Annotated in this window: 10 protein-coding genes; 8 read left to right on the forward strand and 2 right to left on the reverse strand. The window is 42.5% G+C overall.

Features of this window, described 5'->3' with window-relative positions; all coding sequences use genetic code 11:
• Positions 1–46: 46 nt before the first annotated feature.
• Positions 47–2,437, reverse strand: a complete 2,391-nt coding sequence (locus ACHWSC_RS00305; protein WP_394675432.1) for a carboxypeptidase-like regulatory domain-containing protein — start codon at positions 2,435–2,437, stop codon at positions 47–49.
• A gap of 469 nt (positions 2,438–2,906) precedes the next feature.
• Here ACHWSC_RS00305 and ACHWSC_RS00310 point away from each other — a divergent pair, with 469 nt between their 5' ends.
• The 8 genes from ACHWSC_RS00310 to ACHWSC_RS00345 all read left to right on the forward strand — a co-directional run bounded on the left by ACHWSC_RS00310 (position 2,907) and on the right by ACHWSC_RS00345 (position 15,640).
• Positions 2,907–3,527, forward strand: a complete 621-nt coding sequence (locus ACHWSC_RS00310; protein WP_394675433.1) for an RNA polymerase sigma factor — start codon at positions 2,907–2,909, stop codon at positions 3,525–3,527.
• A 63-nt stretch (positions 3,528–3,590) separates the two neighbouring features.
• Complete coding sequence (locus ACHWSC_RS00315; protein WP_394675434.1) at positions 3,591–4,580, forward strand: FecR family protein; 990 nt, start codon at positions 3,591–3,593, stop codon at positions 4,578–4,580.
• Positions 4,581–4,696: 116 nt separating this feature from the next.
• Positions 4,697–8,350, forward strand: coding sequence for a SusC/RagA family TonB-linked outer membrane protein (locus ACHWSC_RS00320; protein WP_394675435.1), 3,654 nt, complete (start codon positions 4,697–4,699; stop codon positions 8,348–8,350).
• A 12-nt stretch (positions 8,351–8,362) separates the two neighbouring features.
• Entirely contained in the window at positions 8,363–10,015 is a 1,653-nt protein-coding gene (locus ACHWSC_RS00325) for a SusD/RagB family nutrient-binding outer membrane lipoprotein (RefSeq protein ID WP_394675436.1), read from the forward strand.
• 65 nt (positions 10,016–10,080) lie between these two features.
• On the forward strand, positions 10,081–11,274 hold the full coding sequence (locus tag ACHWSC_RS00330; RefSeq protein WP_394675437.1) for a metallophosphoesterase: 1,194 nt from the start codon (positions 10,081–10,083) through the stop codon (positions 11,272–11,274).
• Between the two features lie 157 nt (positions 11,275–11,431).
• A complete protein-coding gene (locus ACHWSC_RS00335; protein WP_394675438.1) occupies positions 11,432–12,280 on the forward strand; it encodes a glycerophosphodiester phosphodiesterase family protein in 849 nt (282 codons plus the stop codon).
• A 93-nt stretch (positions 12,281–12,373) separates the two neighbouring features.
• A complete protein-coding gene (locus ACHWSC_RS00340; protein ID WP_394675439.1) occupies positions 12,374–12,868 on the forward strand; it encodes a hypothetical protein in 495 nt (164 codons plus the stop codon).
• 408 nt (positions 12,869–13,276) lie between these two features.
• Positions 13,277–15,640 carry a glycoside hydrolase family 3 N-terminal domain-containing protein gene (locus ACHWSC_RS00345; RefSeq protein ID WP_394675440.1) on the forward strand — a complete coding sequence of 788 codons (2,364 nt, stop codon included), beginning with the start codon at positions 13,277–13,279 and terminating at the stop codon, positions 15,638–15,640.
• Here ACHWSC_RS00345 and ACHWSC_RS00350 read toward each other — a convergent pair whose 3' ends face one another.
• Positions 15,641–16,051, reverse strand: a complete 411-nt coding sequence (locus tag ACHWSC_RS00350; RefSeq protein ID WP_394675441.1) for a hypothetical protein — start codon at positions 16,049–16,051, stop codon at positions 15,641–15,643. It abuts the gene before it with no gap.
• Position 16,052: the final 1 nt, after the last annotated feature.

Consider the following 16,052-nt stretch of genomic DNA (forward strand, 5'->3'; position numbering starts at 1 on the left):
AACGATTGGAAATAAATCTTTCCGTTGTACTTGCTACTATTGGGTATTAGAATTCAATCCGGTAGTTAATGGTCGGAATAATACCAGTCCATTTTTGAGGTTCAATGATGCGTTTGCTGAAATTGTAGTGCATACCCACAGTGTTTTCTCTATTAAGGAGATTCTGAATATCCAAAATAAACAGATGGCTTACTTTTTTGCGGTTAACCCGATAGCTCGATGAGAAATCAACACGTACGTAGGGATCGGCAGTCAGGGTATTGATGCGATCTTGGTCAATAACTTCTTCGTCTAAACGAAGCGATTCTTCTTCCAGAACAGGAGAGTACTTTCTTCCACCGGCATAAATTAATTTGCCATTGAGACCAAACAGATTATTTTTACTCTTTCCCACGGTCCATTCTTTCCCCATCAGTATATTTCCTACGTAACGTGTATTGAATGTGGTATTGTATTCTTTGCCATTGCGTGCTTTGAACTTTGAATCGAAGAAGGAGGTCGTTGCCATGAAGTAATACCCCTTACTTAACGACTTCTCAAGCGTTAGCTCAATGCCGTAATTTTTGCCGGTTCCTTTATTGATAAGCTGACGGTAGTTTGATGTACCAATGGCTGCAATATCCGATACATTGAGTAAGGAGAAGTTGATGTCGGAATCTGTAGATACTGGGACATCATAAAGATGCTGATAATAGATTTCTGTCTTAAACCGGAGTGTTCTGCTTAGGTTCTTTTCATAGCCAATAACAGCTTGGGCAGATTTCGTTGGCGAAAGAGGCTTGTTTGGCTCAAGGCTTGTTTGATCGCTACTTTTGGCAAAATAGTAGACCAAGGGCTCCAGTCGGTTATATAGACCAGTCCCAAAAGATATCGTTTGATCTGCGGCTACACGCCAGTTTAGGCCAAGCCTTGGCTCGATAGACCAGCTCTTGCTCAAGGCGAAGTAATTTGCATGTACTCCTGTATTTAGCGTTAGTTTGTCGTTCAAAACTGTTTTTAACTGTGCAAAAGCATCATAAGTACTTGTATTCCCAGTCTCATTAATACGCTCTTTTAATGCCGTTAGCTCGGTGTCGTAGGACAGCGCATAGAGGTCATAGTGTAATAAACTTGCATTTAAGCCCGCTCTAATCGTGTTTTTACTGTTGGCGCGATAGTTTAGCGTACCCGCATAGCGAAGAGCCGTATTCGTAAATTTGTCCTTGTGATAGAGGCTGGAAATATAGTCCCGTGTTAATGTATCGGTGCTATTGGAATTACGGCTAAGAGACATGGAAACAATATTGGTGAAATATAATCTGTCGTTTGCAATGTATTGATGTTTTAGTCCAGCACTCCCCGCGTTGAATTTTAAATTTAGATCCTGGGCGTCTGTTCGTTCTTCCCATTTTTCGTAATTACGCTCGGCAGTTTGTTGAAGTTTCCCCAAACCACCTATACCGAATAAGGAAAAGGTTCCGGCTTTTTTTGTGGGAAATACAAAATTAAAAGAAAGGTCCTGATATTTTGGGACGCCAGTGTCTGAAACTTTTACACCTACTTTTTCCAGTAGACTCAATGAAGAATAGCGGTAACTAATCAAATAAGAAGCGTCACTTCCTTTTTTGAAAGGCCCTTCTAACGTTGCTCCTACGCCCAGTACTCCGACGTTGAATGTGTATTCGCGTTTGTCGGTATTTCCCTTACGGAACCTAAGATCAAAAACACCTGCCGTTGCATTGCTGTATTCCGCGGCAAGTCCACCAGTATAGAAATCAGATTTTCCCAATACCATGGTATTGAGCATACTGATACCGCCGCCTGCAGCGCCTTCGGCTCCAAAATGATTGGGATTTACAATTTCGATACCTTCAAGCCGCCATTGCAAGCTTTTGGGGGAATTTCCGCGGACAATAATTTCATTGTCATCGCCGCCGGCAGCAACACCTGGAAAACTCTGTGCCATACGGGCGGGATCAAAAAAGGCGCCAGCATAGCGGTTGGTCTCTTCCGGCGAAAAAGAGCGTCCACTCGTCATTGCCATCTGGTTGAGCGGTTGTTTTCCGGCATTGGCATAGACGACAGCTTCGTTTAATGCATTTATTTGCGGCTCCATTTCCACATTGACCATATTCTCCCGTCCACTGGTGATCAGTAATTCTGTAAATTCTTCTGGTTTATATCCGGCCATGCGAACTTGAAGCTGTTGACGCCCAACCGGAACTTGCTGCAGCCGAAATATGCCCTGTGCGTCTGTACTTACAGACTTTGTTCCATCACTGGATGAAATGACAATTGTGGCACCTGTAAGCGATAATCTGGTATTTTTATCTATCACGGTTCCTTTGACAGTTTCGGTCACAACCTGATTTTTTTGCTTTGGCGATGCTGGTTGCTGGGCGAATGTAAACCCTGCTTGAAGCGATAATCCAATGAGTAAGATTGGCGATAGTTTCATAAAAGATTAGTTTTTATCTTTATGACAGCCGACTTTCAATTTACCCTTAGCTTTTACCGAATTTTTTGTTTTTCACGCCGCGAATATGCATGATTCAACTTAAGTTTACATATCATTACATGAAATTTTATAGGTTTTGCTGATAAGTAGTTGTTAACATAAAGATTGTTGATTACAAGTTAATTAACATTGTTATTAACATTTTAGCTGAACTGTTTTTGCCCTAAATGCCTAATTGTAAAAAAATAGGAAGTCCGCTACGTTTTTAACAAAATATCTGCTCTATACTAGAAAGCTAACATGTTTATTAACAATTCCTGGGATGGTTTTTTACAAACACTAAGCGGAGTGCACTCAAATGGCGCAGTTCATTCAAATAGCGCAGTTTATTCAAATAGTAGAGTACATTCAAATAAAAGCTTCCCGAAAAATTAACATTTTGATAATCTGACGAACCTATCTTTGTTAGGTGAAAACTACCGAAGCCAATGTAGATAACCACTATGTGTTGCGTTTTAAAGAAGGTGACCCCATTGCCTTTGCCTATTTCTTTGAGCGGTATTGGGAGGGTCTATACACCGTCGCTTTTCGTCATCTTCGGGAAGAGGATCAGGCTAAGGATCTTGTGCAGGAAGTATTTATCCATATCTGGGAAAAACGATCGCTCGTGAGTACTGAATACTCCGATATAAAATTCTATTTCCACAAAGCCCTCAAAAACAAAATACTGAATTACTACGCCTCGGAGCGTGTACGAAAACAGGTCTTGGAGAAATCAATGGAACGTATGGACGCTTTTTCCAATTTGGATAGCCAGGCCTTTGCCAGGTATAAGGCGCTGGAGGCTATCGTGGATGACTCGATAGACAAATTACCTAGATTGATGAAAGCAGTCTACTTAATGCGTTCTGACAATTATTCAATAACACAAATTGCCAAGGAACTCAATCTGGCGGAACAGACCGTTAAAAACTACCTGTCAGAGGCCAAAAAGATTATGCGGTACGAATTGACAAGAAGGTTTGCGGACCACGATTCTGTATTTTTATTGCTTGCAGGAAGCTATCTCCTTTATGATTATTTAATATAAAGAACATATTTAATTAAAGTACTTTGCCCGTTTTGATCTGTATTAGTATAAAAATTAATGCAGGTGAATTTAGAACGCTTTAAACTTATCATATCAGATTATCTCGGGGGGAAATTGACTGAGGAGGAAAAAGGTCATGTTGACGACTGGTACGAGTCTATTTCAAACGATGATATTAATCCCTTTATCGATGCAAATCATCGGGAAAAAATCAAACAAGAATTATTTATTCGTGTAGGAATAGCTGAAGAACCTGCGAGGGCAAAGAAGGTGGCCAACATACCGGTCAGAAAATTCTCTTGGCTTTCAGCAGCAGCGGCTATTTTAATCCTAGGAGGCATCAGTCTGCTATTTTTACAGCACAACCCGATGTCGCTTTCTCGGAAGCGGGCAGAAACGATCGCATTATTAACGGAAACGGTTACGAATGCGGGCGAATTGAAAGAAATTCAGTTACCTGATGGCACATCCATTTTTTTAAACGGAAATACACGTATCCGCTACGATCGTAAGAATTTTGCATCAAATAGAAAATTCTTTTTAGATCGAGGGGAAGCATTCTTTCGGGTCAGACGGGATACTTTACATCCATTTAAGATAGAAACAGGCAGCGTTTCTGTTGCAGTCCTAGGAACATCATTCAACGTCAACAATTCGATGTCTACTAAACATGTCACTGTCGAAGTTAAAACTGGGCGGGTGAGTGTTCTAAATGCAAAAAATGGAGCAAACCATATCCTTACAGCAGGTAAGGCCGTCCGGTATAGCGTAGTTAAAAATGTTTTTAAAACTTTCGATAGCGATCCAGCTTACATCAGCCTTTGGACACAAGGCGGTATGCAATTGAATAACATCAGCTTCAAGGAACTGAAAGAAATAATCTATAACCGCTTCGGTGTTGTGTTGCTTACCGAAAATCTGAATACAGATACTTTCAATTATTCGCTTATGATACCGCATGTACAGTCACTAGACCAGGTGCTGAATATCGTTTGCAATATTCATCAAATCAAATTTAGGAGGGAGAAAAATGAAATAATCTTATACAAATAAGCTGTAAGGGGTAGAACAGCATAATTTATCTGCTCAAGAAAAGTGCTCATCTGGCAAACCGCTAAATCGACCAGTGAGCACCTGAATATTCATGTTTAAAACATTCATACAAATATATGTATAAAATAATTAAGCTTACCGGCCTTGCGACAAAGCTTGCTATCTGCGCTATGGTCTCTTGTGCTGTAACCAATAGCCATGCTGAGGGATTGGAAAAGATCAATCGCGCTTACTGGGATAATATCAATATTCATTTGTCTAGTGGTAACGCCGCGCAGGCGGTACTGCAGTTGTCAAAACAAACAGGTCAAGCGATCGGCTACGATCGGAGTATGCTCCAATTAGATCGGATTTTAATTGCCGAAAAAAAATTCCAGAATGCGAGCTTCGAGGAAGTCCTTACCTATATCCTGAACGGGACCAACATTAAGTCAAAAAGAGTGTCAGGGGGTATTGTCCTTGTAAAAAATACGGGTAAACAGGAGTCTTATGATTTGAAATTGCAGCTTGTCGATCGCACAAAACAGCCTATTGGGGGAGCTTCTGTGCATATTCCACTGACTGGACAGAGCGCCTTGTCGAATGCCAAAGGTGAAGTGACTATTCGACTAGCTGCAGGCGTATATGATGTACTGATAAGCCATGTTGGCTATGAAAAAAAAGAGTTGAACGATCTCAAGCTCGATGCCAACACAGCAGGTATACGTCAGGTGGTCTTAAACGAAGGTGACAACGAATTGGATGAAGTGGTCGTGACTGCATTGGGCATCAAACGACAGGATCGTTCCCTCGGTTATGCTGTTGGTAAAATTAAGGGCGACGATATCAATCGGGTCAATAATGATAACTTTCTGGTTGGTATGGCAGGTAGAGTGCCCGGGGTTTCGATTAGCTCTACAGGACCCACCGGCTCCAGCGTGAATATGGTGATTCGGGGGGCATCATCGCTAAGTACAGACAACCAGCCGCTATTTGTCGTAGATGGAGTGCCCTTGATGAATAGTTTAAATAATGTTGGTCAGATCGGTGACGACAACAAAGTGGATTATGGTAATGCAATTGCCAATATCAATCCCGAAGATATTGAAAATATTTCCATCTTGAAGGGGCCAAGTGCAGCTGCGCTTTACGGCTCACGTGCAGGTAATGGTGTGGTGCTGATCACAACCAAAAGTGGTAAGAATGCGGAGAAGATGACCATTGCTGTGACTAGTAACACAGTATTTGATATCCCGTATAAATTTATTGAATTGCATAACAAATTTGCAAGCGGTACCTTGCCATGGCGACCAGGCGACCTGCCCGGCAATTTAGTTATTGAGGAGGAGTCTAGTGTTATGGTAGGCCCTGCACTGGATAAGGGGTATAAAGCTGTCCAATGGAATAGTCCACTTGACGAGAACGGTAAGCCCATTCCTACGGAACTAAAAGCGTACCCAAATAACATTAAAAACTTTGTCCAGACTGGGGTCACAAGTACCAATGGAATTTCCCTCAGCAACAGAAGCGAAAAATTGGACTATCGTTTCTCGTATTCCAATATGGCCAATAAGGGTATTATCCCCAATTCGGATCTGTTCAGAAACACCTTGAATATAAATTCGACCATGCGCCTTCGCAATAGTTTGACATTGGGGCTCTCGCTAGATGCCAGCAGAAATAACTCCAACAATAGACCTGCAGGAAATCGGGGAACCAATCCAATGCAAGCGGCTTATGAAGTTGCACCTCACATCAATATTCTGGACTTGCAGGATTATTGGTTGCCAGGGCAGGAGCAGATCCAACAGCGTTCACAGTCTATTGGCAACCACAATAACCCGTATTTCCTTGCCTATGGAGTGAATAATGCTTTTACAAGAGACCGCGTCTTTGGAAACCTACGGTTAGATTGGACCATCAAAAAAGATTGGACGGCCATGATTCGGTATGCAACGGATATCTATTGGGAAAATAGGGAAACAAAAATCCCTTACAGTTATACGAACGAACCCAGAGGTGCTTATGGGATTGTTAATCTGATGAATATGGAACAGAATATCGATTTTCTGACAGCATATACAAAGAAGATGAGCGACTTTCATATCACAGGGTCATTGGGTGGAAATTTGCGGTATAATCGTGGTAAATCCGTGCAAAATACCTCAAAGAATGGCGCTGGATTAATCACGCCGGGACTCTACACATTGGCCAATATCAGTCCATTAAATTTGGATTTCTACAGTACAATTTCTGAAAGAGCCATAAACAGTGTTTACGGACTGATCAATTTAAGCTATCGGGATATGGTTTATTTAGATGTGACTGGGCGCAATGACTGGTCCAGCACCTTACCTGTGAACAATCGATCCTATTTCTATCCTTCGGCATCCCTAAGTGTGCTAGCTAACCAGGTGTTTTCTCTGCCTAAAACGATCAATTTGGCAAAACTGAGAGCGGGTATTGCGCGCGTGGGAAATGATACTTATCCCTATAATCTCTCCAATGTACTGAGTAATCCAGGTAGCTGGGGCGACGTATTACGGCTAACACGTTCGGGGTCACTCTTGGTTCCTAATCTGAAGCCCGAAATTGCCACATCTTACGAATTTGGCTTGGATCTAGGCATGTGGAATAATCGACTGAAGTTTGAAGGAACCTATTATAAGCTGGAGAACAAAAACCAAATTATTTCAACAACACTTCCCGGATCAAGTGGTTTCAATTCGAAAAATATCAACGCCGGACTGTTAAGCAGCCGCGGTATTGAACTTGCTGTTTCGGGGCGACCTATTGCCAAGGAAAATTGGTCCTGGGACGTTGGTGTCAACTGGCATCGCAATCGTACCCGTATCGATGAGCTTTCTGATGGTGTAGAATTCTATACCTTTTGGACCGACGGTCGGGGTGGGGCACGTACCTATGTCGGGGAAGAGATTGGGGATCTGTACGATTCCAAGTTAGTGACCGTGGAGGATCAATCGTCGCCGTATTATGGTTTTCCTATTCTCAATAAAAATGGTTCTTGGCAGGCTGTACGGATTAACAATAGTCGCAACAAAATCGGAAATTTTAATCCCGATTTCACGATGGGCCTACAGTCAAGTCTTCGCTATAAAAAATGGACGATGAATATTGCCGCAGATATGCGTTTTGGCGGGAAATTTATGTCGCAGACCTATCGCTATTTCGAATCGAATCTAACCACGCAACGTTTTCTTGATCAGATGATCAATCCCAATGGAATGACAGGCGAAACGCTGCGCAATTATTTGGTCGATAACAATCTTGTTCGCGTGCAAGGTAATAGGTATCCCATTGTTGGAGGACCAGGCGAAGAGTATGGTGGTTATCCGATCAGTGTGGGTGGTCTTGTTGGCAATTTTGGGGTGTTTAATCCAGGTGTTATCGCACAATATGATGATAAAGGTAATATCACAGGTTATACAGAGAATCTTGGTGGTGAAGGAACAAAATATATCGCTTATTCAGACAATTACCCTTGGGATTTTATGAATGCAGCGACATTTGATGCTTCTTTTATCAAGCTTCGGGAACTGTCCTTTAGCTACGATTTATCAGGAAAATGGCTGAAACGTCTCGGAATAGAGAATGGCAGTGTGGGAGTCTATACCCGTAACCTGATCTTATGGACCAAAGCAAAAGTAGGTATAGATCCGGAAATGGCCTTCCAGCCAGAAACTGGTGTTGGATTTAAACAGGGGATTGAGCGCTACAACGTTACCCCTTGGTCAATGCCTATTGGATTTAAAGTAAATGTGACATTTTAATATACGACATAAATGAAAAATCAGTTGAAGAGATTCACCATGGCTGTAGTAGGCCTTGGGATGGTATGGAATATTTCAGCTTGTAAAGATCTGACCGAACTTAATATCAATCCAAACGGTGTAAGTGAGGAAGATGCCAATCCCAATCTGTTATTGCCGACGATATTGACAGGAACAGCGAAAAAATACAACGAATTGAGTTTCTCAGATCTTGGCGGAGTTATGCAGCACACCCAATTTGATGCATGGTTCAATTCGCATAATGACTACGAATGGACAGGAGGGATTCTGAGCTGGGATGCCTATTATGGTTTTCTACGTGACAATGAGCTTATGCGTAAACGTGCGGAGAAATTGGGACTAGATTTCCATAAGGGAGTTTCGCTGGTGATGCGCGCTTATTTATTCGGATTGGTGACTGATCTCTGGGGAGACGCTCCTTATACCGATGCCTTAAAAGCGGAACTGGGAGATGCTGTATATAATTTTCCGAAATACGATAGTCAGGAAATAATCTATAAGGGAATTATCGAGGAGTTGAAACAAGCCAATGAACTTCTATCCCGCCCCGATGGTTCTTATGAGGTGCTGGCGAATGCGGATGTTTACTTTGGCGGAAAGGCTTCGAAATGGCGTCGTTTTGCCAATTCTTTGGCATTACGGTATTATATGCGTATTTCAGCAAAGTCTGCTGACTTTGCCAAACAGGGAATTGAAAGTATTGTTGCCAATCCCGATAAATTTCCAATTATTACGAGTACCACTGATGATGTATTGATGGATTTTGTTGGAAATAATGCAAATGACTCCTGGCCGTCAAATACGGTGTATGATGCCAGTGGAAGTAATTTTAGACGAATGAAAATGTGTGCAACACTGGTCGACCGACTACAGGAACTTGGCGACCCTCGTTTGGCGGTTTGGGCAAGAAAGGTAGACATACCCATTGAGATCCGCAGCAACGAGCCTGCAGGTACAGATAAGATCGTTAATGGTGTTCGGATTGTATCGCCAGATGTCGTCAAAGGTGTTCCCGTGGATACCGATAAGGAGTATGTTGGACTTCCGCCAAGTGTATCTAAAAACCCTTCAGCCTACAACCTCAATCCAACACCGGGGCAGACCTCGATTAATCCGCATGTTTCTTACCTGAATGATAGCTATCGTTCGGCGAAGGGAAGTTTGTTAAAAGCACGCTTGCTTTCTGCTGCCGAAGTTAATTTTATTTTGGCTGAAGCAGCCTGGAAAGGATGGGGGCTGCCTGAATCAGCCAAGACCTATTATGAGCGTGCTATAGAGGAATCTTTGGCAAGCTGGGGAAGGGGCGCAGACTATTCCAACTATATCCGTCAGAAAGGTGTGACTTTTGAAAATACGCAAGTGCAGATCATTGAACAAAAATGGATCGCCAGTTGGTCAACTGCCGCACAGTCCTGGTTTGATTATCGTCGCACAGGGTACCCCGCTTTAAAGGCCGGCCCCGCAGCCATCCGGACACAGCTTCCTGTTCGTGTGCCTTATATGCAAACCGAAATGAGTGTGAATCAAAAAAATGCCGACGAGGCCTTGAAACGTATTGAAAAGACAGCGTATTCACAGGCAGACAATGAAAATAGCGCTTGGTCAAAACCTTGGTTATTGCAAGGAACAAACAAGCCCTGGTAATTCGTAATCATCAATTAAAAGTTATTAAACATAACAATCAAATCGCTTAGTAAAACAATATCACAATGAAAATCAAACATATTCTTCTTGCTGTAGTACTGTGCTGCACTTTATTGAAAGGGAAAAGCCAGACGGATAATAACGCCAAACAACCTGACCGGATTACGTTGACCTGGTCCGATAATCCCAGCAGTACGCAGTCTGTTTCTTGGCGGATCAATGCGGATAGGACCAAAATAATTGGTCAGATTGCTGAAGAACAGAGCAATCCAGAACTTGAAAAAAACGCGATTACAATAAATGGAACTGCGCTACCGCTCGAGCGAGGACAGCAAGAGGATGCTTATGGACAGGTAACCTTCCGTGACCTGAAACCCGGTACAGTTTATGCCTATCGCGTTGGAGATGGCAGCAATTGGAGTGCCTGGAACCAATTTAGGACTGCGGAGCGTTCAGGCGCGTTTTCATTTATCTATTTGGGTGATGCACAGAACGACTTACGTTCACGCTGGGCACGTGCCATTCGGCGTGCTTTCCAGCAGGAAGCGAATGCACGCTTTATTGTTCACGCGGGCGATCTGATCAATCGTTCGAATGCAGACGAGGAGTGGGCAGAATGGCATGAGGCCGCAGGATTTATTCATCAGATGATCCCTGCTGTTCCAACACCGGGTAATCACGAGTACCGTCGCGACTCGCTTGGGAAGCTTGTACTTGACCCACATTGGAAAGTACAGTTCAACTTGCCAAGGAATGGCCCTGAGGGTATGCAAGATGCTGTTTACTACCTCGATTATCAGGATCTACGTATGATTTCCCTAAATTCTCAATTGATTATGCTCGACTCTACTGCAGCAACGATACAGGAAAAGTGGTTGGAGAAAGTGTTGTCTTCATCACAAAAAAAATGGAATATTGTTGTCATGCACCATCCCGTATACTCTACGGCAAAAAATCGTGACAATACCATCTTGAGAGAACGTTTCAAACCTATTTTCGAGAAATATGGTGTCGATTTGGTCCTTCAGGGCCACGATCATACCTACGCTCGTGGCGGGCTGGGTAAAAAGCGGCCTGTCTATCTCCTGTCTGTAGCGGGGCCTAAGATGTATGAATCAGATTCTGAACGTTGGATGGAAGTTGCAACGTCACAGACGCAATTGTATCAGGTGATCAAGCTGACCGAAAATAAATTGTATTTTTCAAGCTACAAGCTGAATGGACAGTTGTTTGATTCATTCGAGTTGTCGAAAAAGTAGAACGATATAGACGGAAGGTAATCCATTCAAACCAGATTACTTTCCGTCAATATAATTGCGGGATTCACTCCATGACGCGATTGAGATGTAACTGCAGCGAGATCGCCGGTTTTTAAGGTATAACAAAAAGAGATTGCAAAAAAATAACTATACAGCAATGAAAAAGATTTTATTTTCTATTATTCTGTTGGGTATAATAGTAAGTTTTACAACCCACTTATATGCTCAGTCGAACGATTTAATGAAAAAATTAGATCAAAAAAGCTTACACGTTGCCGCACACCGGGGAGCTCATCTGGAGCAACCTGAAAATTCAATTGCTGCTATCGAAGAGGCCATTCGGCAGGGGGCTTCCGTGGTAGAGGTAGATGTAAGGGCAACCAAAGATGGTGTACTTGTGCTGATGCACGATAAAACAGTCAATCGGACGACAACCGGGCAAGGAGAGGTCGCCAAACAGACCTATGCCGAACTTCAACAGCTTCACTTACGCAAAAAGGCTAATGGTGAAGCTTCGGATCATGTTATACCAACCCTATCGGAAGCTTTGCGCGTTGCAAAAGGAAAAATCCTTGTTGATCTCGATTTTAAAGAAGATCGCAAAGAGTTTATTAAGAAAACCTATGCACTTGTTGAACAGGAGAGGATGGAAGACCAGGTACTGTTTTTTCTTTACGATTACAAAGACATGCTCAAGATTTACAAACTCAATCCAACGATCACGCTTTTTCCGAGGGCACGCAGCATGAAGGATCTAGAGGCCATACTGAAGATGAAATTAACCTCAATTGTCCATCTTGATGAATCATTTACTGATACCGAAAAACTTAATGCATTGCGCCAACAGGGCATTTATTTTTGGATGAATAGTTTGGGGGAATATGACGACAAAGCAGAACAGGAGGGAAAGAAAGCTTATCGATCTTTTTTGGAGAAATATCCTTTTGTACGTCTTATTCAAACAGATCATCCTAGTTTGTGGCGCGAAGTGCTCTCCGGCTCTTAGTCTATTTTTATCTGTGTAGTTAAAAATGCGTGGTTTTATTGTAGCGATATTGGTAAAATGATCGTCATCAAGATATAACTAATGGAAACCGTAATGAATAAATTATTTACTGGAAGTTTTCCTATTCTCTTTTTACTGACGAGCTGCGGTAAGGAAAATGAAGTGACTGCACCTATGGATGTTCAAAAACAGCTGGAAAGTTTTGAATGGAGCCCTATCGTGTCTGCGAAAGGGACGGCAAACGAGCAATTGAAGCATAAACCGAAAGATTGTGAAAAGGATAATGTGTATACGTTTACATTTGCTGAATCAGCGAATAAGTTCACTGTCAATCGTGGTAAAGAACTATGTGGGGATGATAAGCTAACATTTGAAAGTTTGATTTTTTCTGAACAACAGCATCGCGCATTTACCTATAATAAAGAGAAGAAAAGTATCAAGTTTGCCGACAGTAGCCCTTACCAAAGTTATGAGGTACAGCTTGATGGTGATCTGCTCATATTAATTTCGCGCAATAATAATCCTGCAGCATACGTACTACCAGTTGAATACTATTTCCAAGGTAAGCGAAAGGCTGCAACAAAATAAGTAGTATATTTCCTTTAACATTCAAAAGAAAGACGGCTAGCCGTCTTTTTTTTGAATGTTAAATTCTGTTTTGATGAAGTTGCAATTGAATATTTCACATTAATTTTTTCTTTGTCTACCTGTTTTGTTGTTGCCCAACGTGCAAGAATGAATTTCGTGGATGTTTGCCATTTGCTCTCCTCTACTTCAATACATAAAGTAGACCCAGTGTCAGGTTGCTTAGATGAACACTGTTCAAACCAATGCCGCCGCCCTGTAGATTGTTAAAAGAATTAGGAATCAAAATTTAACTTGATTATTTAGGCTAAATCGTTAATTTAGTGGTTTGGAAACCGGTTGCATAGATAATGTGAAATAATAAAACCGGATCCAATTAATGAAGAAAACTAGATAAATAATAATCCACTTATGAAAGTCCGTATATTACTTATGGCGGCAATGACGACATTGCTCTGCCCACAACTTCAAGCCCAGCAATTGCCCTATAAGAACAGTACATTACCAATTGAAAAACGGGTAAGTGATCTATTGGGAAGAATGACTGTGGAAGAGAAAGTCGGGCAATTGAGCAAATTGCTGGGCTGGGAAATGTATAGCAAAAACGGAAAGCAGGTTACAATCAGCAATAAATTGCGAAAGGCAGTAAAAGAACAGCATATCGGATTGTTATGGGCAACCTTACGTGCCGATCCTTGGACACAGAAAACCTTGCTGAATGGCCTGAGCCCTGTAGAAGCTGCGCGCGCTACAAATGCGATCCAACGTTATATTGTGGATAGTACTCGACTAGGGATTCCATTGTTGTTGTCTGAAGAGGCGCCACATGGACATATGGCGATTGGTGCAACAGTGTTTCCTACCGCGATCGGACAGGCGAGTACATGGAACCCAAAGTTGATTCAGGATATGGCATCAACAATTGCCATGGAGACTTATGCCGTGGGTGGTAAAAACGGCTACGGTCCTGTATTAGATTTAGCACGAGATCCACGTTGGTCGCGCACTGAAGAGACCTATGGGGAGGATCCCTATCTGATCGGTCAGATGGGAACTGCAATGATCCGTGGTTTTCAGGGTGAGAAGCTAGGTGAGCGCGATAAAATAATAGGAACTTTAAAGCATTTTGTAGCCTATGCGGCTCCAGATGGCGGTCACAATGGCGAGTCCGTATCGGTTGGAGAACGAAGCCTGAGACAGTATTTTCTGCCGCCTTTTGAGCGTGCTGTAAAATCGGGAGCTGGGTCGGTAATGACAGCATATAATAGCATTGATGGTATTCCTTGTTCTGCCAACCCCTGGTTGCTAAAAGACATTCTACGTAAAGACTGGGGATTTACGGGGTTTGTTGTATCGGATCTACTGAGTATATCAGGGCTCAATGGAGGGCATGCAACAGCAGCGACTGCAGAAGAAGCGGCTTCACAAAGTATACATGCCGGATTGGATGTCGATCTAAGCGGGACTGGTTATGGTTCAAATCTGCTTAAGGCTGTCCAACAGGGGCTCGTTGAACCTGCTGTTCTTGATACAGCAGTGGCCCGTGTACTGCGAATGAAGTTCAATTTGGGGCTTTTTGATCATCCCTATGTGGATGAAAAGTTGGTAGCCAAAAAAGTCGCTACGGCACAAAATAAAACGGTAGCAAGACAGGTGGCCCGCGAGTCGATTGTTTTGCTTAAAAACGATCAGCATATCTTACCCTTAAGTAAATCGTTGAAACGAATAGCCGTTATAGGACCGAATGCCGACAATACCTATAATCAGCTGGGCGATTATACTGCTCCACAAGCTGAGGGGAAAGTTCAGACCCTCTTGACCGGAATACGGGCGGCAGTTGGTAACAGTACCAAGGTTGATTATGTGAAAGGTTGTGCAATCCGTGATACAAGCAATTCCGATATCGCTGCCGCCGTCGCAGCTGCAAAGCAGGCCGATGCGGTGGTTTTAGTCCTGGGTGGTTCGAGTGCACGTGATTTTAAAACGTCGTATCAAGCAACTGGAGCAGCCAATGTTGATCCCAATACGGTAAGTGATATGGAGAGCGGAGAAGGATTTGATCGCGTTTCACTGGATATGATGGGCGACCAGATCAAGTTGCTGAAAGCGATACAGGCGACCGGAAAACCAGTTGTACTTGTTACAATTATGGGAAGACCATTGAACTTAAATTGGGCCGCTGAACATGTGCCTGCGATCGTGAATGCCTGGTATCCGGGACAAGAAGGCGGCTTGGCTATTGCCGATGTATTGTTCGGTGACTATAATCCGGCTGGAAGATTACCGATTTCGGTACCTCGTTCGGTCGGCCAGCTTCCGGTACATTACAACCATACAAAACCTAAACATCACGATTATGTGGAAATGTCGGCCAAACCATTGTATGCTTTTGGTTATGGGTTGAGCTACAGTAGTTTTGATTACTCCAATTTACAGGTCTCTCTGAATGAGAATGGCAATGATTTTGTATGTACAGTGTCGTTCGACGTGGCAAATAACGGCAAATTGGCGGGCGATGAAGTCGCTCAGTTGTATGTTGTGGATGAAGTAAGTTCGGTCGTGACACCTGTTATGCAATTGAAGCGGTTTGAGCGTAAAAACATTGCCGCAGGAAAGAAAGAACGTTATTCTTTTCAATTGACCAAGGAGGACCTCAAACTTTGGAATGCAGGTAACGAATGGAAGACAGAAAAAGGCGGGTTTAAACTTTTGGTCGGCGCATCTTCCGATGATATCCGGTTGAAGGGAGAATTGGAATTAACGAAGGATTATTAATTAATCCTTCGTTAATTTATAGATATAGCTATTATTTTGATGGGGAGCTTTTGTTAAAGTTAGATCGTTTCCATCCACTAAATAGGTGTAATTGTGGTTCAATATTAAAGCCCAATCGAAGTCGGCGGTCCATACATTTTTATCTTTGAAAATAATTTGGTCACCATTAATCTCATATGTTCCCGAGCCACCTGCAGGAAATCTGTTTTTGTTTGCTGTACAAAAGAAACTGTCCGCTTTAAACCGTACAGTTACGTCTCCAGTGAAAGTTTGGTCCTGATTTTTATAGCTGACTATAAATTTTCCTGAATAGCTTCCCTCGAGATAGAGGTTGTGATTAGCAGTTTCCTTTGAGCAACCTACGGATACGATATATGCTAATAATGTTAATAATTTTGATATTGATCTCATA

Origin of the sequence: uncultured Sphingobacterium sp., from assembly GCF_964277905.1 — a bacterium.
Taxonomy (GTDB): Bacteria; Bacteroidota; Bacteroidia; order Sphingobacteriales; family Sphingobacteriaceae; genus Sphingobacterium; species Sphingobacterium siyangense.